The sequence below is a fragment of the Luteimonas salinisoli genome, from assembly GCF_013425525.1.
Taxonomy (GTDB): domain Bacteria; phylum Pseudomonadota; class Gammaproteobacteria; order Xanthomonadales; family Xanthomonadaceae; genus Luteimonas; species Luteimonas salinisoli.
In genome coordinates, this window is sequence record NZ_JACCKA010000035.1 from 1 (window position 1) to 21,096 (window position 21,096).

The following is a 21,096-nucleotide window of genomic DNA, read 5'->3' on the forward strand; positions in this document are numbered from 1 at the left end:
CGCCCGCAACCTCGCTTTCATCGGCGCCGGCAACTACGCCGGCCGGGTGCTGATTCCCGCCTTCGCGCGCGCCGGCGCTGGCCTGCACACGGTGGTCTCCAGCGGCGGGGTGAGCGGCGTGCACTTCGGTCGCAAGTTCGGCTTCCGTCACGCCGGCACCGACGCCGACGCCGCGATCGACGAGCGCACCGTCGACGCGGTGGTGGTCGCCACCCGCCACGACAGCCATGCGCGCCTGACGCGCGCCGCGCTGGAACGGGGCAAGCATGTGTTCGTGGAGAAGCCGCTGTGCCTGACCCTGGAGGAACTGCGGGGGATCGAGGTCGCCTACCGGGACCGCGAACGCCGCGGCGAGGCGCCGGTGCTGATGGTCGGGTTCAACCGGCGCTTCGCGCCGCACGTGCGCCGGATCCGGGCGCTGCTGGCCCCGGTGAAGGAACCCAGGACCTTCATCATGACCGTCAACGCCGGCGCGATCCCCGCCGACCACTGGACCCAGGACCCGGCGGCCGGCGGCGGCCGGCTGGTCGGCGAGGCCTGCCACTTCGTCGACCTGCTGCGCCACCTGGCCGACGCGCCGATCGTCGATCATCAACTCACCGCGGTCGGCAACGTGCCGGGAGTGGGCATCCGCAGCGACCGGGTCAGCTTCACCCTGCGCTTCGCCGACGGCTCGTTCGGCACCGTCCACTACCTCGCCAACGGCAGCAAGGCCTTCCCCAAGGAGCGGCTGGAGGTGTTCGCCGCCGGGCGGGTGCTGCAGCTGGACAACTTCCGGCGCCTGCGCGGCTACGGCTGGCCGGGGTTCGGCCGGATGAACCTGTGGGCCCAGGACAAGGGCCAGACGGCCTGCGCTGCGGCGTTCGTCGAGGCGATCGCCGGTACCGGCCCCGTGCCGATCCCGGCCGAGGAGGTCTTCGAGGTGGCGCGCGTGGCCATCGAACTCGACGCCAAGGTATGACGATGCGCGTCGTCCGCTGCGTCCGCGCGAGGCCCACGTCTGCCCGGGCGCATCGCGCATGAGTGCGCCGTCGCGGCTGCTGCGGCTGTGGCGCACCGCGCGCCATCTGCGACCGGTGCAGGTCTACGGCCGCGCCTGGCATCGTCTCTACCGGCCGCGGCCGTCGAGCCGCCCGGCGCCGCCGGTGGCGGCGCGGCACGGCGACTGGGAGCGCTGCCCACGCGATGCGTCGATGATCGGCCCGGCGCGGTTCCGGCTGCTCAACGTCGAACGCCCGTTCCCGGCCGGCGGCTGGAACGACGCCGCGCTGCCCAAGCTCTGGCTGTACAACCTGCACTACTTCGACGACCTCAACGCCGATGGCAACGAGCGGCGCGTCGACTGGCATCGCGCGTTGATCGCGCGCTGGATCGCCGACAACCCCCCGGCGGAAGGCAACGGCTGGGAGCCGTACTGCCTGTCGTTGCGCATCGTCAACTGGATCAAGTGGCACGGCACCGGCCGAGCGCTGGACCAGGCCGCGCTGCACAGCCTGGCGATGCAGGCGCGCCAGCTGCGCGCGCGGCTGGAGCGCCACCTGCTGGGCAATCACCTGTGGGCGAACTTCAAGGCGCTGATCTTCGCCGGCGCATTCTTCGAAGGCGACGAGGCCGACCGCTGGCTGGCGCTCGGCCTGCAAGGGCTGCACCGCCAACTGGACGAGCAGATCCTCGACGATGGCGGGCATTTCGAGCGCAGCCCGATGTACCACGGCATCCTGCTCGAGGACCTGGTCGACCTGGTGCAGCTGGCGCAGCGCCATCCCGGGCGGATCCCGGGCGGACACGTCGAGGCCTGGCGCGCCCGCGCGCGGCGGATGCTCGGCTGGCTGGCGGCGATGACCCACCCCGACGGCGGCATCGCGTTCTTCAACGATGCCGCGCACGGCATCGCCGCCGCGCCGGCGGCGCTGATCAACTATGCCGGACGGTTCGGCATCGCCGCGCCGCAGCCCCCCGCCGGCCCGCTGCGCGTGCTGGGCGGATCGGGCTACGTTCGCATGGTCCACGGCGCGGCGGTGGCGATCGCCGATGTCGGCGAGATCGGCCCGCCCTACCTGCCCGGCCATGCCCATGCCGACACCCTCAGCTTCGAGCTGTCGCTCGGCGCCCACCGGGTCCTGGTCAACGCCGGTACCTCGCGCTACGACACCGGCCCGGAGCGGCTGTGGCAGCGCGGCACCGCCGCGCACAACACGGTCGAGATCGACGACACCGACTCATCCGAGGTGTGGAGCAGCTTCCGGGTCGCGCGGCGGGCGATACCGCTGGACGTCGCCTCGGGCATCGACGGCACCGGTGCGGTGTGGCTGCGCGCCGCGCACGACGGCTACCGGCGGCTGCCGGGCCGCCCGCTGCACCGGCGCCGCTGGGACCTGCGCGACGGCGCGCTGCGGGTGACCGACGCGATCGAGGGCGGCTACCGGCGCGCAGTGGCGCGTTTCCGCCTGGCCCCCGAGCTGCGCATGGAGGGCGACACGCTGGTGGTCCCCGACGGCCGCCGCGTGCGCTGGCTCGCCGAAGGGGCGACGGGCGTACGCACGGTCGCCGGCAGCTGGTTCCCGCATTTCGGGGTCGAACGGCCTTGCACGGTGATCGAGGTCGAACTTGCGCCGCCCGCCGCGGCCGTGGTCACCACTTTCTTCTGGAGCCAGTGAGCGGCATGCGCATCCTGTTCCTGTCGGACAATTTTCCTCCCGAGGGCAACGCCCCGGCCACGCGCACCTACGAGCACGCGCTGCGCTGGGTGCGCGCCGGGCACCAGGTGACGGTGATCACATGCGCTCCCAACTTTCCCGAAGGCCGGCTGTTTCCCGGCTATCGCAACGCCTGGCGCGCGGTCGAGCGGCTCGATGGCATCCGCGTGGTGCGGGTGAAGAGCTACATCACCGCCAACGAGGGTTTTCTGCGGCGCACGCTCGACTATCTCAGCTTCATGGCCAGCGGCACGCTCGCCGGGCTGTTCGAGCGCCGGCCGGACGTGGTCGTGGCCACCTCGCCGCAGTTCTTCTGCGCGCTCGGCGGCTGGGCGCTGGCGCGGATGCGCAGGCGGCCGTTCGTGTTCGAGCTGCGCGACCTGTGGCCGGCCTCGATCACCGCGGTCGGGGCGATGCGGCGCAGCGCGGCGATCCGCCTGCTCGAGAGGCTCGAGCGATTCCTCTACCGCCAGGCGGACGCGATCGTCCCGGTCACCCACGCCTTCCGCGACGAGCTGGTCGCGCGCGGCATCGACGCCGGCAAGATCCACGTGGTCCTCAACGGCGTGGACATGGTGCAGTACCGACCGGCCGCCCGCGATCCGGAGCTCGCAGCCGCGCATCGGCTGGAGAACCGCTTCGTGGTCGGATACCTGGGCACCCACGGCATGGCGCACGGGCTGGAGACGGTGGTCGAGGCCGCCGCGCTGCTCGAAGGCGAGCACGACATCGCATTCTTCTTCGCCGGCAGCGGCGCGCAGCGCGCCCGGGTCGAACGCATGGTCGCCGAGCGCGGCCTGTCCAATGTGCGGATGATCCCGCGCCAGCCCAAGGAAATGATGCCCAAGCTGTGGAGCCTGTGCGACCTGTCGCTGATCCCGCTGCGCGACAGCGCGGTGTTCGCCACGGTGATCCCCTCCAAGCTGTTCGAGGCGATGGCGATGGGCGTGCCGGTGCTGATGTCGGTGCCCCGCGGCGAGGCCACCGGCATCGTCGAGGCAACGGGCTGCGGCATGGTCGCGCCCCCGGAGGACCCGCGCGCCATGGCCGACGCGATCCTGCGGCTCGCACGCGACCCGCGGCGGATGGAGGCGATGCGGCGCGCCGGATGCGCCGCCGCGCCGGCCTATTCGCGCGATCGCCAGGCGCAGCTCATGAGCCGGGTCCTCGAACCGCTGGCCGGGCGGGACGGCGGTGGCGTGCGCGATCTCCGATCCGCGCCGGACCGATGAGGGACCGGGTCTGTCACGGTGCGGTTCGCGGCGGGCGCCCGGCGCAGGCATAGTGAGGCGCCCGCCGCCGGTTCCGCGCCACCCGCGATGTCGCTCGCCCAGTTCCTCGCCCCGCTCGCAGCGCCGTTCAACCTCGGTCTCTGCCTGCTCGCCCTGGCCGCGCCGGCGCTGCTGCTGCGCTGGCGGAAGTGCGCAGCGGGGCTCGCGCTGGCGGCGCTGCTCTGGCCGCTATGGTGGTCGCTGCCGCAGGCCGCGAATTGGATCACCGCAACCCTGGAGCGGCGTCACCCGCCCGTGGCCGATGCCGCGCTGCCGCCCGCGGACGCGATCGTGGTGCTGGGCGGCGGCACCGGGCTGGATGCCTGGTTCGACGCCGGCGACCCGCGGGCGGAACGGCTGGCCACCAGCCGCGTGGCGAGGGCAGCGCGGGTCTGGCACCGGGGCGACGCGCCGGTCCTTGTCCTGAGCGGCGGCGCCCGCCGCGCCGACGCGCCGAGCGAGGCGGCGACCATGGCGCAGGCGGTGCGCAAGCTGGGCGTACCCGAAACCGCGCTGGTGCTGGAGGAGGACAGCCGCAGCACGCGCGAGAACGCCCGGCGCAGCGCGCAGCTGCTCCGTGAGCGCGGCGCGCGGCGGGTGCTGCTTGTGACCTCGGCCATGCACATGCCGCGCGCGGCGGCGCAGTTCGAGCGCGCCGGGCTGCAGGTCGCGCCGGTGCCAGCGGACTCCGAAATCGTCTCCGGCAAGGGCGACTGGGGTGCGCGCTGGGTGCCGACGCGCACTGCCCTGCGCCGCAGCGGTCGCGCGCTGAAGGAATACGCGGGACTGTTGGCGATGCGCCTGGAACGATGACGGCACCCGGCGTGCGCCGGGCGCGGGCTTCCTTGCCAACGCGGCGCCTTCACGAGCGTGAACGAAACGTGCACTTTTCGCGTTCCGCAACGGCACTTGCAGATGCAACCACATCGCCGCTGAACGCGGTTGTCCGCAATCTGTGATCTGCTTGGCGATAGCGTCGTTGCGCCGAGGCGGAGTGTCGTAAAAGCTTCACCGCGCTTCGTATACTCGCCGGGCAAGGGGGACCGCTTAGCCCTAGTGACCGTACCGCGAGGAGTCCCATGAACAAGTTGATCGTCGCCCCCATCCTGGCCTTCGGCCTGGCCGCCCCGGCCCTCGCCCAGAGCCAGGCCGCGCCGCAGCCGCAGCCGCAGCCGCAGCAGGTTCCGCAGGCGCAGGCGCAGGCAGCCCCGGCTGCCGCACCCGCACCGGCGTCCATCCCCGGCGCAGCCGTGGCTGGCGCGCAGTCGCAGGGCGCGCTCGCCCCCGCCCATACCGGCAGCGGCGTTGCCGCGACGATCGCCGGCGCGGTCGGCGACAGCAACCGCGGCAACGACGGGACCGGCGGAACCGGTGGCACCGGCGGTACCGGCGGCACCGGCGGAACCACCGGTACGCGCTAGCGCGGCGTCCGCACACGGCCGAACCGGCTGGTCCGCCGGCCGCATCGGCACAAGCCATCCATCTCCTTCCGGCCGCCGGCCGGGGCGGTGTCCAGCCGTCCCGGTCCACGGGTCGTCCATGCGCATGACAGGGGGCGCTGGGCGGCCGGGCTTCGCATCCGTGGAGACACCCTGTAGATGAAAGTCCTGACTGGTGCGCTGGCCATCGCCACCGCCACCGCGGCACTGTTGTCCGGCTGCTCGCTCGCGCCGGGCCAGCACATGTCGACCAGCGGTCTGCTGCGGGGCGACAGCCCCGAAAGCGGCCACGTCGAACTCGTTCCCATCACCCCCAAACTGCTGGCGATGGACCAGGCGACGCGGCAGCACGCGACGGTGCCGCAGGAACTGCTCGACTACCGTCCCGAGCCCTACGCCATCGGCCCCGGCGACACCCTCTACATCACCGTCTGGGACCACCCGGAACTGACCTCGCCCGCCGGCACCCAGCAGCAGCCGCAGGCCAACGGCCGCCTGGTGCGCCCGGACGGCACCCTGTTCTATCCCTACATCGGCACCATCCAGGCCGGCGGCAGCACCATCGAGCAGCTGCGCGACACGATCACCGAACGGCTGGCGCGGTTCGTCGAGAGTCCGCAGGTCGACGTCAGCGTGATCGGCTACGACAGCCAGAAGATCTCCCTGCAGGGCGCCTTCGTCGACACGACGCCGCAGCCGGTGACCGCAGTGCCGCTGACGCTGTCGCAGGCGATCGGCAACGCTGGCATCGATACCGGAGAGGCGGACCTGTCGGGGCTGGTGCTCACCCGCGACGGCAGCCAGTACGCGCTCGACCTGGATGCGCTCAACCGCGAGCGGGTGGCGGCCGACATCCATCTCCGGCCCGGCGACCACCTCCATCTGCCGTTCAACGACCGCAAGGAAGTCTACGTGGTCGGCGAGGTGACGCGCCCGCAGACGATCGGCTTCAAGACCACCGACATGAGCCTGACCCAGGCGCTGGGCCGCGCCGGCGGGCTCAACCCCCTGACCTCGAAGGGCAAGGCGGTCTACGTGATCCGCGGCGTCGAGGACATCCGGACGCAAACGCCTACGGTCTATTCGCTGGATGCGCGCTCGCCCGCTTCGTACGTGCTCGCCGACGGCTTCCGGGTGCGGGCCGGCGACGTGGTGTTCGTCGGCCCCGCCGGCGTGACCCGCTGGAACCGGTTCCTCAGCCAGCTGCTGCCGCTGTCGAGCATCGTCAACAACGCGACCAACGTGCGCGACAACCTGGGCAGCGACTGAGACGTGGGCGGGCTGGCGCCGGATCCGGAAACGTCGCCGCGCACCGGCAGCACGGGGGCCGGGGCAGCTTCCTCCGGCCGGCGCGCCGGGGGCTTCCGCGACCGGTGGCGGGCATCGCGCGTCGTCGGCGCCGCGGCGCTGGCGGCGTTGCTCGCCTCCGCCTGCACGACGCTGTCGCTGTCGAACGTCGCGTCGATCGCGCACGCGATCCGCGCCGGCGATGCCGAGCCGACTGCCGAAGAAGTGGCCGCCGCGCCTTACTACCAGCTGCAGGCCAGCACGGCGGCCGGCACCGCGGTGCTGGTGCTCGGCAACGTCGACGGCAGCCGCGAGCTCTGGTACGGCGCCCCGCCGACACTGCTGGCGATCGAGCATGGGCGCGTGGTCCGGACAGCCGGCCTGGAGCAGAACCTGGATGCGCTGCGGCCGCCGGACGAAGATCCTTTCGTCCGCGGCCTGCATCGCCTCGACGCGCCGGTGTCCTACCGGCGCGTCGAGGACTGGTCCCCCGGATACCGGTATGGCGTCGCGGTCGACGCGCGGCTGAGCCCGGCCGGGGTGGAGACCGTCGAGATCCTCGGCACCCCGCGCCGACTGCTGCGCATCGACGAGCGGGTGGAGTCGGCGGCGGCAGGGCTCGCGGCCAGCAACCGCTATTGGGTGGACCCGGAGGACGGTTTCGTCTGGGCCAGCGAGCAGACCGTCGCGCCCGGACAGTCGATCCGCCTGGTCCAGCTGCGTCCCTATCGGGGAGCGGGGCAATGAACCGGCACGTGCGCACCGCGGCCTTCGTCCTGGTCGCCGCGCTTCCGGCCGCGTCGATGGCGACCGCGAACGCCGCGATCCGGGTGCACTTCGAGGGCGCGGTGGAGCGACCGGGCGCGGCGACCCTGGAAGACGGCGCACGCCTGGCCGACGCCGCGCTGGCCGCGGCGCCCTTGCCGCGGGCGTACGCGCTCGGCGGCGCCTGGCTGCGGCCGGCGCTGCGCCACGAGCAGACCAGGACCAGGGCCGGGCTGGCGTTCGAACTGGGCACGCTGCGCGAGCGCGCTGCGGCGCGCGGCGAACCGGCGCTGGCGGCTCAGCTCGAGGCGATGCAGCGCTGGGTGCTGGCGCTGCCGGTGACCGGACGCCAACCCGGCGCGCTGCTCGATCCCCGTCCGCTGGAAGCCGATCCGCCGCGCAACCGTCCGCTGGCAGCGGGCGATCGCCTGCGCTATCCGGTGCGCCCGGAGTGGGTCCGGATCGTCGGCGCGGTGGCCGCGCAATGCACGCTCGCGCACGTGCCGTTGCAGGACGCGCACACGTACCTCGCGCACTGCCCGCAGCTGCCCACAGCCGATCCCGACCGCATCCACGTGGTGCAACCCGACGGCCAGGTGTTCGAGCGCGGGATCGCGCTGTGGAACCGCGACGCGCCGCTGGCGCTGGCGCCGGGCGCGACCATCTACGTGCCGCTGCGCCCGGCGCTGCTGCAGCGCAGCGGGGTCGATGCCGGCTTCAATCGCGAGCTGGCGGGCTTCCTCGCCACCCAGGTGCTGCCGGCGGAGGCGCCGTGAGGCGACGGCAGCGGCGCCAGGCGCGCCGCCCTGCGCGCCTGATCCCCCTCGCCGGCTGGCTCCTGGCCGGCGGCTCCCTCGCCTCCGACCCGGCGCCGACGCAGAGCGACTTCGGCGGCGCCGGCCTGTGGCAGACCCCGACCGCGCGCATGGCCGAGGAGGGCGAGCTGAGCTTCACCGCCAACCGCACCCGCCCGTACTCGCGCTACAACGTGACGATGCAGCCGCTGCCGTGGCTGGAGGGCAGCTTCCGCTACATCGCGGTCACCAACCGCCCCTACGGCCAGCCTTCGCTGAGCGGCGACCAGAGCTACAAGGACAAGTCGATCGACCTCAAGCTGCGGCTACGCGAGGAAAGCCGCTACCTGCCCGAGATCGCCGTCGGCGGGCGCGACCTCGGCGGCACCGGGCATTTCGGCAGCGAGTACTTCGTCGCCAGCAAGCGCTTCGGCCCGGTCGACGCCAGTCTCGGCCTGGCCTGGGGCTACATGGGCAACCGCGGCGACATCTCCAACCCGTTCTCGATCTTCGGCAGCCGCTTCGACCGCCGCCCCGGCCGCGACGAGCTCCCCGACACCGGCGGGGAATTCAATTCCGCCACCTACTTCCGCGGCGCCCCCGCGTTCTTCGGCGGGATCTCGTATCGGCTGCCGTCGCGGCCGCTGGTGTTCAAGCTGGAGTACGAAGGCAACGACTACCGCAGCGAGCCGCACGACAACGACCAGGCCCAACGCTTCCCGGTCAATCTCGGCGTCGTCTACCGAATCAGGCCCCATCTCGACCTCAGCGTCGCGCTCGAGCGCGGCAATACCGCGATGTTCGGCCTCACCCTGCACACCAACGTCGCGCGGCGGTCCGAACCGGCCAAGGTGCTCGACCCGCCCCCGGCGGTCCGCGAGAGTGCCGCCGGGCGAGGCGCCGACACGGCGCAGGTCGACTGGGAGGCGGTGAGCCGCGCACTCGAGGACAACGCCGGGATCCGCGTCAGCCGGATCTCGCGCCGCGACGCCGAACTGTTCGTCACCGGCGAGCAGACCCGCTACTTCTACCCGGCCAAGGGCGTCGGCCGCGCCGCGCGCATCGTCGGCAACGAGGTCGGCGGGGACATCGACTGGTTCACCTGGGTGTCCACCCGCGAGGCGTTGCCCGTGGCGGAGACCAGTGTGGAGCTGTCGCGCTTCGACGCGCTGCTCGCCCACGACATCGACCTCGACGAGTTCCGCCGCGGCGTCGAGCGCAACCCGCCGCTGCCGCGCCGGGAACACGTGCTGTACCGCGCCGACCCGCCGCGTTTCAGCGGCGGCTGGTCCCTGGGCTACAGCCAGAACATCGGCGGCCCGGACGCCTTCATCCTCTACCAGGTGTCCGCCGGCTACCAGGCCGAGTACCGGTTCCGGCCCGACCTGTGGTGGAGCGGCGCCCTCAACGCCAACCTGCTCAACAACTACGACAAGTTCCGCTACACCGCACCCAGCCGCCTGCCGCGCGTGCGCACCCTGGTGCGCGAGTACCTCACCGACTCGCGCATCACCATGCCGCAGTTCCAACTGACCGCCAGCCGGCGGCTGGGCACGGACTGGTACGGCCTGGCCTACGCCGGCATGCTGGAGAGCATGTACGGCGGCGTCGGCGCCGAGGTGCTGTACCGGCCGTTCGGCGAGCGCTGGGCGGTGGGCGCCGACCTCAACTGGGTGCGGCAGCGGGGCTTCGGACAGGACTTCTCGTTCCGCGACTACGAGGTCGCCACCGGCCACGTCACCGGCTACTTCGACACCCGCTACCGCGGCATCAACGTCGCGGTCAGCGCCGGGCGCTACCTCGCCGGCGACTGGGGCGCCACCTTCGACGTCTCGCGGGTGTTCGCCAATGGCGCGCGCATGGGCGCCTACGCCACCTTCACCAACGTCTCCTCGCGCGACTTCGGCGAGGGCAGCTTCGACAAGGGCATCTACCTGTCGATCCCGTTCGACCTGCTGCAGCCTCGCTCCACGGTCAATCGCGCGCGCTTCGTGTGGGCGCCGCTGATCCGCGACGGCGGCGCACGCCTGTCCAAGCGCTACACCCTCTACACCCTCACCGAGGACCGCGACGGCGACCTGTTCCACGACAATCTCGACCGGATCGCCGATTGAGCGCCCGCCATCTGCGGGACGCGATCCCTGCGCCCTTGCGCGCGCCGCCGGCCGACGTCCGGCGGTCCGCTACTCCGGCTTGTAGACCTCGGCGCCGGCCTCGCGGAATTCCCGCGACTTCTCGGCCATGCCCGCCTCCAGCGCGGCCTCGGCCTCCAGGCCCTGGCCGGCGGCGTAGTCGCGTACATCCTGGGTGATCTTCATCGAGCAGAAGTGCGGACCGCACATCGAGCAGAAGTGGGCCAGCTTGTGCGCGTCCTTGGGCAGGGTCTCGTCGTGGAATTCCTTGGCGCGTTCGGGATCGAGCCCGAGGTGGAACTGGTCCTCCCAGCGGAACTCGAACCGCGCCTTGGACAATGCGTTGTCGCGCACCTGCGCGCCCGGATGGCCCTTGGCCAGGTCGGCGGCGTGGGCGGCGATCTTGTAGGCCATGATCCCCTCGCGCACGTCCTCGCGGTTCGGCAGCCCCAGGTGCTCCTTCGGCGTGACGTAGCAGAGCATCGCGGTGCCGTACCAGCCGATCATCGCCGCGCCGATCGCGCTGGTGATGTGGTCGTAGCCGGGGGCGATGTCGGTGGTCAGCGGCCCGAGGGTGTAGAACGGCGCCTCGCCGCACTCGGCCAGCTGCTTGTCCATGTTCTCCTTGATCAGCTGCATCGGCACGTGGCCGGGGCCCTCGATCATGGTCTGGACGTCGTGCTTCCAGGCGATCTTCGTCAACTCGCCGAGCGTCTCCAGCTCGCCGAACTGCGCCGCGTCGTTGGCGTCGGCGATGCAGCCCGGACGCAGGCCGTCGCCGAGCGAGAAGGCCACGTCATAGGCCTTCATGATCTCGCAGATGTCCTCGAAACGCTCATAGAGAAAGCTCTCGCGGTGGTGCGCCAGGCACCACTTGGCCATGATCGAACCGCCGCGCGAGACGATGCCGGTCACCCGCTTCGCGGTCAGCGGCACGTAGCGCAGCAGCACCCCGGCGTGGATGGTGAAGTAGTCCACGCCCTGTTCGGCCTGCTCGACCAGGGTGTCGCGGAAGATCTCCCACGTCAGCTCCTCGGCGCGGCCGTCGACTTTCTCCAGCGCCTGGTAGATCGGCACCGTGCCGATCGGCACCGGGCTGTTGCGGACGATCCACTCGCGGGTCTCGTGGATGTGCTTGCCGGTCGACAGGTCCATCACCGTGTCGCCGCCCCAGCGGATCGCCCAGACCAGCTTCTCCACCTCCTCGGCGATCCCGGAGCTGACGGCGCTGTTGCCGATGTTCGCGTTGATCTTGGTGAGGAAGTTGCGGCCGATGATCATCGGCTCGCTCTCGGGGTGGTTGATGTTGTTGGGCAGGATCGCGCGGCCGCGGGCGATCTCGTCGCGCACGAACTCCGGGGTGATCGACTCCTGGATGCTGGCGCCGAAGGACTGGCCCGGGTGCTGGCTGCGCAGCATCGCGTCGCGCACCTGTTCCAGGCGCTGGTTCTCGCGGATCGCCACGAACTCCATCTCCGGCGTGACGATGCCCCGCCTGGCGTAGTGCATCTGGGTGACGTTGGCGCCGGCGACGGCGCGGCGCGGCAGGCGCCGCGACGGGAAGCGCACCGCGTCCAGTTTCGGATTCGCCTCGCGGCCGCGGCCGAACTCGGAGCTGAGCCCTGCCAGCGCCTCGCTGTCGCCGCGCTCCTCGATCCAGCGCGCGCGCAGCGGCGCCAGGCCGGCCGCCAGGTCGATCGCGGCTGCGGGATCGGTGTAGGGGCCGGAGGGGTCGTAGACGGTGACCGGGGGGTTGTCCTCGCCGCCGAACAGGGTCGGCGTCCTGCTCAGCACCACCTCGCGCATCGGCACGCGCAGGTCCTCTCGCGAGCCCTGCACGAAGATCTTGCGCGAGCCCGGGATCGGCCTGGTGACGGATTCGGAGAGCTGTTCGGTCTGCTGCAGCAGGCTGGCGGGCACGGCGTTCATCGGCATCGTCCTCTGGCATGGCGGGACGAAGCGGCGGCGCATGGACGGCGGCTGCGGTAGAGGACGGTCGGGCCTCGTTCCTTGCCGGGCGGAACCGGCCGCAGCTGCCACCTGCGAAGCTTCCCTACGCCGGTGTGAGCCGGATCAGGTTCGAAGGGTCTGTCTCAATCGCCGCTGCCGGCGATACCCCCGCTTCGAGCGGCATTACACCACAGGGCGGCGGCGGCGCCCAATATCGCCCGCAGCCTCCGATGCGATCGCAAGCCGTGGCAACGAGGGCGGTCGCAACGCCCGTGGCGGCCCTCACCCATGGGAGCGACGGCAGTCGCGGCACCCGTCGTCTCAACCGATCGGATCGCTTCCCCTGCCGCTTCGCGAGCCGTCGCTTTCCGCCGTCGCGCCCGCGAGGGTCGGCCCGGGGTCGCGACACGCCGCTTGACGCGGTGCACCATCTCCGCTATTGCTGACGCCATGCCCGCACTGCCCGTCCGTCCCGCGCCCACCCTGCCGCCCCGCCGCGGCAACGCCGCGCGCGCGACGATTACCACCACCGGTACCGGTCGCACCGGCACCGGAGTGCGGACGCGCGTGTCCATCGCCTGACCTGAAGACCACGCCGCTCCGCACCCGATCCGGGTGCGGCCTGGCGGCCACGCCCGATCGGTACGGGGCCCGAACCGGAGCCTCCCCATGCCATCCGCACGCCCCTCGAACGCACGCCTCCCCGCCGCCAGTGGTGGACATTCACCGACGCCGGACACGCCCGCCCGGGCGTCCTCGGCCCGGCGTTCGGAAGGACGGCCGATGCCGACAGGGCACCGGCCAGCGCCTCCCGCCGTCCACGTGCACAAGTTCGGCGGCAGCAGCCTGGCCGACGCCGGCCGCTTTCGTCAGGTCCGCGCGCTGCTCGAGGCCGACCCCGGCGGCCGGCGCGTGGTGGTGGTCTCGGCCATGCAGGGCACCACCGACGCGCTGCTGGCGCTGACCGCCGATGCCGTCCGCGGTCGCGACTGGGGCCCGGCCTGGGCGGCGCTGCGCAGCCGCCACCTGGCCGCCGCCGACGCGCTGGCGGCCGGCGCGACGGTCCATGAGGCGCTGCTGCAGGGCTTCGATGCGCTGCGCGGGGAGCTGGCCGGGCTGGCGAGCGGCGAGGCCGCCAGGATCGAAGGGCTGGCGGCCGCCATTCAGGGCCACGGCGAGCTCTGGTCCTCGCTGCTCCTGCAGGCACTGCTCGGCGGCGTCGCGGCCGGCTGGGAGCGACTCGATGCGCGCGAGGTGCTGGTGGTGCATCCCGGCGAGATGGGGGTCGCGGTGGATCGCGAGCAGAGCCGCGCGCGACTCGAAGCCTGGCGCGCCCGCCATCACGGCGCCGACGTGGTGGTCACCGGGTTCATCGCCCGCGACCCCGCCGGCGCGCCCACCACCCTCGGCCGCAACGGCAGCGACTACTCGGCGGCGATCTTCGCCGACCTGTTCGACGCCGAGGCACTGACCATCTGGACCGACGTCGACGGCGTGCTCTCGGCCGATCCGCGGCTGGTCCCGGACGCTGTCTGCCTGCCATCGATCTCCTACGCCGAGGCCTGCGAGCTGGCCTACTTCGGCGCCAAGGTGCTGCACCCGCAGACCCTGGCGCCGGTGCAGGCGCGCGGGATCCCGGTGCGGATCCGCAACACCCTGCGCCCGCAGGCGCGGGGCACCTTGATCCACCCCGGCCGCGGCGACACCGACGCCAACGGCCATGGCCCGGTCAAGGGGCTGAGCCTGGTCGACGGCCTGGCGGTGCTGGAGCTGGCCGGCAACGGCCTGGTCGGCGTGCCGGGCATCGCCGAGCGGCTGTTCGCCGCGCTGCATCGCGCCGGGGTCTCGGTGACGATGATCTCGCAGGGCTCCTCCGAGCATTCGATCTGCTGCGTGGTGCGCGCCGACCAGGCCGGGCGCGGCGAGGCCGCGATCCGCGCCGAGTTCTCCGAGGCCATCGCCGGCGGCCAGGCGCAGGGGGTGCAGGTCACCGGCGACATCTGCGTGCTGGCCGCGGTCGGCGACGGCATGGTCGGCCACCACGGCGTCGCGGCGCGGCTGTTCGGCGGCCTGGCGCAGGCGCGGGTGAACATCCGCGCGATCGCCCAGGGCGCCAGCGAGCGCAACCTGTCGGTGGCAGTGGCACGCGTCGACGCCACCCGCGCGCTGCGCGCGGCGCATGCGGCGTTCTGGCTCTCGCCGCAGACCGTCTCGGTGGGCCTGGTCGGGCCGGGCAACGTCGGCCGCACCCTGCTGCAGCAGTTGACCGAGGCGTTGCCCGGACTGCGCGCGCGCGGTATCGACCTGCGCCTGCGTGCGCTCGCCAACAGCCGGCGCATGGTGCTCGACCATGCCGCGATCGCGCCGGCCGAAGCGCTGGAACGGCTCGGCGCCGATGCCGCCGCGCCGCTCGACCTGGACGCGTTCGCCTCGCACGTGCGCGCGGACCATCTGCCGCACGCGATGATCGTCGACTGCAGCGCCAGCGAGGCGGTGGCGGCCCGCTATCCCGAGTGGCTGGCCGCGGGCATCCACGTGGTCACGCCCAACAAGCACGCCGGCAGCGGCGACTGGGCGCGCTACGCTTCCATCGGCGCGGCGCAGCGCAGCGGCGGCGGACGCTTTCTCTATGAAGCCACCGTGGGCGCGGGGCTGCCGGTGATCCTGACCCTGCGCAACCTGCTCGACACCGGCGATGCGCTGCACGCCATCGACGGCATGCTCTCCGGCACCCTGGCCTGGCTGTTCAACAGCTACGACGGCAGCCGGCCGTTCTCGGCGCTGGTGCGCGAGGCGCGCGCGCTGGGCTACACCGAGCCCGACCCCCGCGACGACCTGTCCGGCCTGGACGTGGCGCGCAAGCTGGTGATCCTGGCGCGCGAGGCCGGGCGGGAAATGTCGCTGGCCGATGTCGAGGTGGAAAGCCTGGTGCCGGCGGAATTGCAGCAGGTCGGACTGGAGGAGTTCCTCGGGCGGCTGGAGGAACTGGACGCGCCGATGCAGGCGCGGCTCGAGGCCGCGCACGCGCAGGGCTACAGGCTGCGCCACCTGGCGCAGCTGGACGAGGACGGCCGCGCCAGCGTCGGGGTGGTGGCGCTGCCGGCCGGCCACGCCTGCTGCCACACCCGCCTGACCGACAACCTGGTGCAGTTCCGCAGCGCGCGCTACGCCGACAACCCGCTGGTGGTGCAAGGGCCCGGAGCCGGCCCCGAAGTCACCGCCGCCGGGGTGTTCGCCGACGTCCTGGCGATCGCCCAGTCGCTGCGCTGAGCGCTGCCATCGATGGCCGCGATCGCGCACACTCACCCTTCCCATCCACAGTTGCGGGAGCCTCCCTTGCCGCCCGGTTCCAGCTCCGCTTCCGCCTTCGCCCCGGCCAGCGTCGGCAACATCGGGGTCGGCTTCGACCTGCTCGGCCACGCCATCGATGGTCCCCGCGACATCGCGCGGGTGCGCAGGATCGACGCCGCGCAGGTGCGCGTCGACGCGGTGCGCGGCGCGGTCGCGGGCACGGATGCGATCCCCCTCGACCCGGAACGCAATACCGCCGGACGCGCCCTGCAGGCGCTGCGCGAGGCGCTGGCGCTGCCCTGGGGCTTCGCGCTGGAGCTGGAGAAGGGCATTCCGCTCGGCTCCGGGCTGGGCGGCTCGGCGGCGTCCTGCGTGGCGGCGCTGGTAGCCGCCAACGCGCTGCTCGAGACGCCGCTGCCGCGCGAGGCGCTGTATCCGTTCGCGCTCGACGGCGAGTCCGTGGCCAGCGGCAGCCGGCACGGCGACAACGTCGCGCCGATGCTGCTCGGCGGCGTGGCGCTGGCCACCCCGGGACGCATGCTCGCGCTGAAGGTGCCGGACTGGCTGCACTGCGTGGTGGTGCATCCCGACCAGGTGCTGGAGACCCGGCGCTCGCGCGCGGCGCTGGCCGAACCGTTTCCGCTTCAGATCGTGGTCGCGCACCACACCCACCTGGCGCTGTTCCTGACCGGGCTGCAGCGCGCCGACCCGGAGCTGATCGCCGCCGGGCTGCGCGACGTGCTGGTCGAACCGCGCCGCGCGCCGCTGATCCCTGGATTCGCCGCAGTGAAGGACGCGGCGCTGGTGCATGGCGCGCTCGGCGCCAGCATCTCCGGCGGCGGCCCGAGCGTGTTCGCCTGGTTCGCGTCGCTGGCGCAGGCCGAGGCCGCGGCCGCGCCGATGCGCGCCGGCTTCGCCGCCGCCGGATTCGACGCGCGCAGCCACGTCTCGGCGGTGGCGGGACCGCGCGCGGAGCTGCTGCCATGAATTTCGTCAGCACCCGCGGCGGCGTGCCCGCCTGCACCATCGAGGGCGCGCTGGCCGCCGGCCTGGCGCCGGACGGCGGCCTCTACGTGCCGGAACGGATTCCGGAGATCCTCTTCGACGCCCCGCCGCCCACCCTGGCCGACACCGCGCGGCGGCTGCTGGCCCCCTACTTCGCCGGTTCGCCGCTGCAGGCATGCCTGGCAGAGCTGTGCACGCGCGCCTACGACTTCGACGCCCCGCTGCGGCCGCTGATCGGCCCGGACGACTTCATGCTGGAGCTGTTCCACGGCCCGACCGCGGCGTTCAAGGACTACGCCGCGCGCTTCCTCGCCGAGGCGCTGGCGGCGCTGCGCGATCCGGCGACGCAGATCACGACGACGATCCTGGTTGCGACCTCGGGCGACACCGGCGCGGCAGTGGCCGCCGCTTTCGATGGCAGGCCCGGCTTCGAGGTGGTGATCCTGTATCCCGACGGCCGGGTCTCGCCGCGTCAGGCGCACGGACTGGCCTGCTGGAGCGACAACGTGCGGACCTTTCGCGTCCCGGCGCATTTCGACGACTGCCAGCGCCTGGCGCGACAGGCGCTGGCGGACAGCGATCTGCGCGCCGGCCGCGTGCTGACCTCGGCCAACAGCATCAGCCTCGGCCGGCTGCTGCCGCAGGCGGCCTACTACGCGCACGTGGCCATGCATCACCGGGCCGCACACGGCGTCGCGCTCAACTTCGTCATCCCTACCGGCAACCTCGGCAACGCCAGCGCAGCGGTGCTGGCGCGGCGCATGGGCGCGCCGGTGGGCGACATCGTGCTGGCCTGCAACGCCAACGACGCCCTGCCGCGCTACTTCGCCGGCGCGGACTACACGCCACGTCCCGCGGTGGCCACGCTGGCCAACGCCATGGACGTGGGCGCCCCGAGCAACTTCGAGCGTCTGCGCCACTGGCATCGCGACGACGCCGACCTGCGCGGCGCGGTGGGCGCGCGCGGCGTCGACGACGCCACCATCGCCGCGACCATCCGTGCCGCGCCGGCGCGGCACGGCGTGGTCCCCTGCCCGCACACCGCCACCGCGCTGCACCTGCTCGAGCGCATCCGCGATGCCGGCGATAAGCGCGCGTGGGCGGTCGTCGCCACCGCTCACCCGGCCAAGTTCGAAAGCATCGTCGAACCGCTGGTGGGGCATGCCGTGCCCCCGCCGCCGGGGCTGGCCGAGTGCCTGCGGCGCCCGGCGCGCTCGTGGGTGCTGGCGAACGAATACCCGGCGCTGCGCGAAGCGTTGGCCGGGGCTCATGCCGAAAGGTTCTAAATGAAACTGTTGACAGCGATAAAACCCGCGTGTTTATCTCGGTCCCCATGACGCATCGCAACAACCACCTGCCGACCGCCAGCGCCGCCCTCCCGGGCCGCACGGTCGCGCTCGCGTCCGCGGTACTCCTTCTCGTCGTCGTCCTTATTACCTGGCCCACCGGCGCGGGAATCGGGGTTGTGTAGCTAGAAACAAACCCGAAGGTCTAAAGAACCTGAACCCCGCGCCCGACACGGCGCGGGGTTTTTCGTTTCAGGCCCCGGATTTCCATCGAACCGCGCAGGACGCGCGGGCCAGGCGGACGGATCCGCCGCGACACGGAACACAGGCACGTGCGAAGCGATGCGATCAAGCAGGGCCCCGAGCACGCACCGGCGCGCGCGATGCTGCGCGCCACCGGCATGGACGATGCCGCGATCGCCCGGCCGCTGGTGGCGGTGGTGCACACCTGGTCGAACGTCTCGCCCTGCAACCTCGGCCTGCGCGACCTGGCGGTGCACGCCGCCGAGGGCATCCGCGCCGGCGGCGGCACGCCGGTGGAGTTCAACACCATCGCCGTCACCGACGGCATCGCCATGGGCAGCAGCGGCATGCGCGCGTCGCTGGCCTCGCGCGAGGTGATCGCCGACTCGATCGAGCTGGCGGTCACCGGCCACTGCCTGGACGCCATGGTGCTGCTGTGCGGCTGCGACAAGACCATCCCCGCGGCGGCGATGGCGGCGGCCCGCCTGGATATCCCCACCGTGATCCTCTATGGCGGCACCATCATGCAGGGCCACTGCCACGGCCGCTCGATCACCGTGCAGGAGGTGTTCGAGGCGGTCGGCCAGCACGCCGCCGGCAGCCTGGACGATGCCGGCCTGGCGGAGGTGGAGAAGGCTGCCTGCCCCGGGGCCGGCGCCTGCGGCGGCCAGTTCACTGCCAACACCATGGCGATGGTGCTGACCTTCCTGGGGCTCTCGCCGCTGGGACTGAACGACATTCCCGCCGTGCACCCCGGCAAGCCGGGCGCCGCGCGCCGCTGCGGCGAACTGGTGATGCAGGCGCTGTTTTCCGGCGGCCCGACACCGCGGCAGATTCTCTCTCCGGTCGCGCTGCGCAACGCCGCGCGGGCGGTGTCGGCCACCGCCGGCTCTACCAATGCGGCGCTGCACCTGCTGGCGATCGCCCACGAGGCCGGGGTCCCGTTCGACCTGGAGGAATTCCACGCCGCAGCCGCCACCCCGGTGATCGCCGACCTCAAGCCGGGCGGACGCTATACCGCCGCGGAGATGTTCGAGATGGGCGGCACCGCGCTGGTGGCGCGCGAGCTGCGCGGCGCCGGGCTGATCGACGACATCGACACCGTCGGCGGCCGCTCGCTGTTCGCGGAACTGGATGCGCAGCCGCTGCCTGATTCGCCGCAGGACGTGGTGCGCAGCGTGGCCGATCCGGTCAAGCCGCAGGGCGGCTACGCGATCCTCTACGGCAACCTCGCGCCGGAGGGCTGCATCCTCAAGCTGGCCGGGCACGGCCGCACGCACCACAGCGGCCCGGCACGGGTGTTCGACTCGGAGGAGGACTGCTTCGCCGCGGTACAGCGGCGTGCGATACGCGCCGGCGACGTGGTGGTGATCCGCTTCGAAGGCCCGGTCGGCGGTCCCGGCATGCGCGAGATGCTGGCGGTGACCGCAGCGCTGGTCGGCCAGGGCCTGGGCGACGATGTGGCACTGGTGACCGATGGCCGCTTCTCCGGCGCCACCCGCGGTTTCATGGTCGGCCACGTCGCCCCGGAAGCGGCCTGCGACGGGCCGCTGGCGCGGCTGCGCGAGGGCGACATCGTCACCATCGACGTGGCCTCCCGCACCTTCTCCACCGATGCGGACCTCGCGCAGCGCCAGCCGGCGCGGATCGTCCCGCGCGTGACCACCGGCGCGCTGGCCAAGTTCGCGCGCCTGGTCGGCTCCGCCTCGCGCGGCGCGGTCACCGCGCCGGGACCGCTGCAGGCCGGCTCCGGCGCGGACGCCCCGAGCACGCCGCGGCCACAAGCGGCCGCTGCCGCCCCCGCGCTTTCCGCCGGCCCCGCGGCCGTTGGAGAAAGCGTCGCGACCGCCGCCGCTGCCGGATCGCCCCCCTCCGGCAGCGGCGCGCGGGCGCGCCCGCCGATCGGCGCAACCCTTACCGACGACTGACCTTCCCTCCACTCCGCAACGGATCCAGCCATGACCAGCGACACCAGCAACCCCACCATCGCCATCCTCGGCTACGGCAGCCAGGGCCGCGCCCACGCGCTCAACCTGCGCGACTCCGGCTTCGACGTGCGCGTCGGCCTGCGCCCGGGCGGCCCGACCTCGATCAAGGCGGCCGCCGACGGCTTCGCGGTGCAGACACCCGCCGAGGCCGCCGCCGACGCCGACGTCGTCGCGGTGCTGACCCCGGACATGGTGCAGCCGCAGCTGTACCGCGAGGTCATCGCGCCGGCGATGCGCGAGGGCGCCTGCCTGCTGTTCGCGCACGGCTTCAACGTGCACTACGGCCAGATCGAGCCGCGCGCCGACCTCGACGTGGTGCTGGTGGCGCCGAAGGGCCCGGGCGCGCTGGTCCGGCGCGAGTACGAGATCGGCCGCGGCGTGCCCGCCGTGTACGCGGTCCACCAGGACACCAGCGGGCGCGCCGAACAGCTGGCGCTGACGTACTGCGCCGGCATCGGCGGCGCGCGCCAGAACGCCATCCGCACCACCTTCAAGGAGGAGACCGAGACCGACCTGTTCGGCGAGCAGGCGGTGCTGTGCGGCGGCGCCACCAAGCTGGTCCAGGCTGGCTGGGAAACCCTGGTCGAAGCCGGCTACCAGCCGGAAATCGCGTACTACGAGTGCCTGCACGAGCTGAAGCTGATCGTCGACCTGCTGTACGAGGGCGGCATCACCCGCATGCACGAGTTCATCAGCGAGACCGCGCAGTACGGCGACCTCACCCGCGGCCCCTACGTGATCGACGACCACGCCCGCGCGCAGATGAAGAAGATCCTGACCGAGATCCAGGACGGCACCTTCGCGCGCCAGTGGATCGCGGAGTACGCCGCCGGCAACGGCAACTATCGCGCGCTGAAACAGGCCGACCTGGATCATCCGATCGAGGAAGTCGGCCGGCGCCTGCGCGGGGCGATGAAGTGGCTGGAGCAGCCGGCGGCCGCGCCTGCCG

General features: G+C 72.6%; 16 protein-coding genes and 1 riboswitch. Of the genes, 15 read left to right on the top strand and 1 reads right to left on the bottom strand.

The genetic code is table 11. The features are described 5' to 3' along the window. The 9 genes from H0E84_RS05055 to H0E84_RS05095 all read left to right on the top strand — a co-directional run. Window positions 1–961: Gfo/Idh/MocA family protein (locus H0E84_RS05055; protein ID WP_180677549.1), on the top strand; the 961-nt coding region annotated here is incomplete at its 5' end. A 58-nt stretch (window positions 962–1,019) separates the two neighbouring features. Continuing rightward, the gene (locus tag H0E84_RS05060; RefSeq protein ID WP_180677550.1) at window positions 1,020–2,657 is read left to right on the top strand and encodes a heparinase II/III family protein; all 1,638 of its coding nucleotides are present in this window, start codon (window positions 1,020–1,022) and stop codon (window positions 2,655–2,657) included. A 5-nt stretch (window positions 2,658–2,662) separates the two neighbouring features. Beyond that, window positions 2,663–3,928 carry a glycosyltransferase family 4 protein gene (locus tag H0E84_RS05065; protein ID WP_180677551.1) on the top strand — a complete coding sequence of 422 codons (1,266 nt, stop codon included), beginning with the start codon at window positions 2,663–2,665 and terminating at the stop codon, window positions 3,926–3,928. Between the two features lie 87 nt (window positions 3,929–4,015). Continuing rightward, the gene (locus H0E84_RS05070) at window positions 4,016–4,780 is read left to right on the top strand and encodes a YdcF family protein (RefSeq protein ID WP_180677552.1); all 765 of its coding nucleotides are present in this window, start codon (window positions 4,016–4,018) and stop codon (window positions 4,778–4,780) included. Between the two features lie 266 nt (window positions 4,781–5,046). Beyond that, window positions 5,047–5,388 carry a hypothetical protein gene (locus tag H0E84_RS05075; RefSeq protein ID WP_180677553.1) on the top strand — a complete coding sequence of 114 codons (342 nt, stop codon included), beginning with the start codon at window positions 5,047–5,049 and terminating at the stop codon, window positions 5,386–5,388. A 177-nt stretch (window positions 5,389–5,565) separates the two neighbouring features. Next, complete coding sequence (locus H0E84_RS05080; protein ID WP_257644074.1) at window positions 5,566–6,675, top strand: polysaccharide biosynthesis/export family protein; 1,110 nt, start codon at window positions 5,566–5,568, stop codon at window positions 6,673–6,675. Window positions 6,676–6,678: 3 nt separating this feature from the next. Next, a complete protein-coding gene (locus tag H0E84_RS05085) occupies window positions 6,679–7,440 on the top strand; it encodes a YjbF family lipoprotein (RefSeq protein WP_180677554.1) in 762 nt (253 codons plus the stop codon). Beyond that, window positions 7,437–8,234: a capsule biosynthesis GfcC family protein gene (locus H0E84_RS05090; protein WP_180677555.1), complete on the top strand. Its 798-nt coding sequence runs from the start codon at window positions 7,437–7,439 to the stop codon at window positions 8,232–8,234. Before H0E84_RS05085 ends, H0E84_RS05090 begins: the two co-directional genes overlap by 4 nt. Beyond that, entirely contained in the window at window positions 8,231–10,366 is a 2,136-nt protein-coding gene (locus H0E84_RS05095; RefSeq protein WP_345776271.1) for a YjbH domain-containing protein, read from the top strand. Before H0E84_RS05090 ends, H0E84_RS05095 begins: the two co-directional genes overlap by 4 nt. A 69-nt stretch (window positions 10,367–10,435) precedes the next feature. On the opposite strand, the gene thiC is transcribed toward H0E84_RS05095, so the two are convergent. Beyond that, window positions 10,436–12,313, bottom strand: coding sequence for a phosphomethylpyrimidine synthase ThiC (gene thiC / locus H0E84_RS05100; RefSeq protein WP_180677556.1), 1,878 nt, complete (start codon window positions 12,311–12,313; stop codon window positions 10,436–10,438). A 103-nt stretch (window positions 12,314–12,416) separates the two neighbouring features. Beyond that, a riboswitch (TPP riboswitch) is annotated at window positions 12,417–12,514 on the bottom strand. Between the two features lie 270 nt (window positions 12,515–12,784). On the opposite strand from thiC, the gene H0E84_RS20390 reads away from it, so the two are divergent. From H0E84_RS20390 to ilvC, 6 genes are all read left to right on the top strand, one after another. Continuing rightward, a complete protein-coding gene (locus H0E84_RS20390) occupies window positions 12,785–12,916 on the top strand; it encodes a hypothetical protein (RefSeq protein ID WP_257644075.1) in 132 nt (43 codons plus the stop codon). Window positions 12,917–13,117: 201 nt separating this feature from the next. Next, window positions 13,118–15,604, top strand: coding sequence for a bifunctional aspartate kinase/homoserine dehydrogenase I (thrA, locus tag H0E84_RS05105; RefSeq protein WP_180677557.1), 2,487 nt, complete (start codon window positions 13,118–13,120; stop codon window positions 15,602–15,604). A 12-nt stretch (window positions 15,605–15,616) separates the two neighbouring features. Next, the gene (locus tag H0E84_RS05110) at window positions 15,617–16,612 is read left to right on the top strand and encodes a homoserine kinase (RefSeq protein ID WP_180677558.1); all 996 of its coding nucleotides are present in this window, start codon (window positions 15,617–15,619) and stop codon (window positions 16,610–16,612) included. Then, entirely contained in the window at window positions 16,609–17,916 is a 1,308-nt protein-coding gene (thrC, locus tag H0E84_RS05115) for a threonine synthase (protein ID WP_180677559.1), read from the top strand. Before H0E84_RS05110 ends, thrC begins: the two co-directional genes overlap by 4 nt. A gap of 332 nt (window positions 17,917–18,248) precedes the next feature. Further along, window positions 18,249–20,087 (top strand): dihydroxy-acid dehydratase, encoded by a 1,839-nt coding sequence (gene ilvD / locus H0E84_RS05120; protein WP_180677560.1) that lies wholly within the window; start codon window positions 18,249–18,251, stop codon window positions 20,085–20,087. A gap of 30 nt (window positions 20,088–20,117) precedes the next feature. Beyond that, window positions 20,118–21,096 (top strand): ketol-acid reductoisomerase (gene ilvC, locus H0E84_RS05125; protein WP_180677561.1); only part of this gene is annotated, 979 nt, incomplete at its 3' end.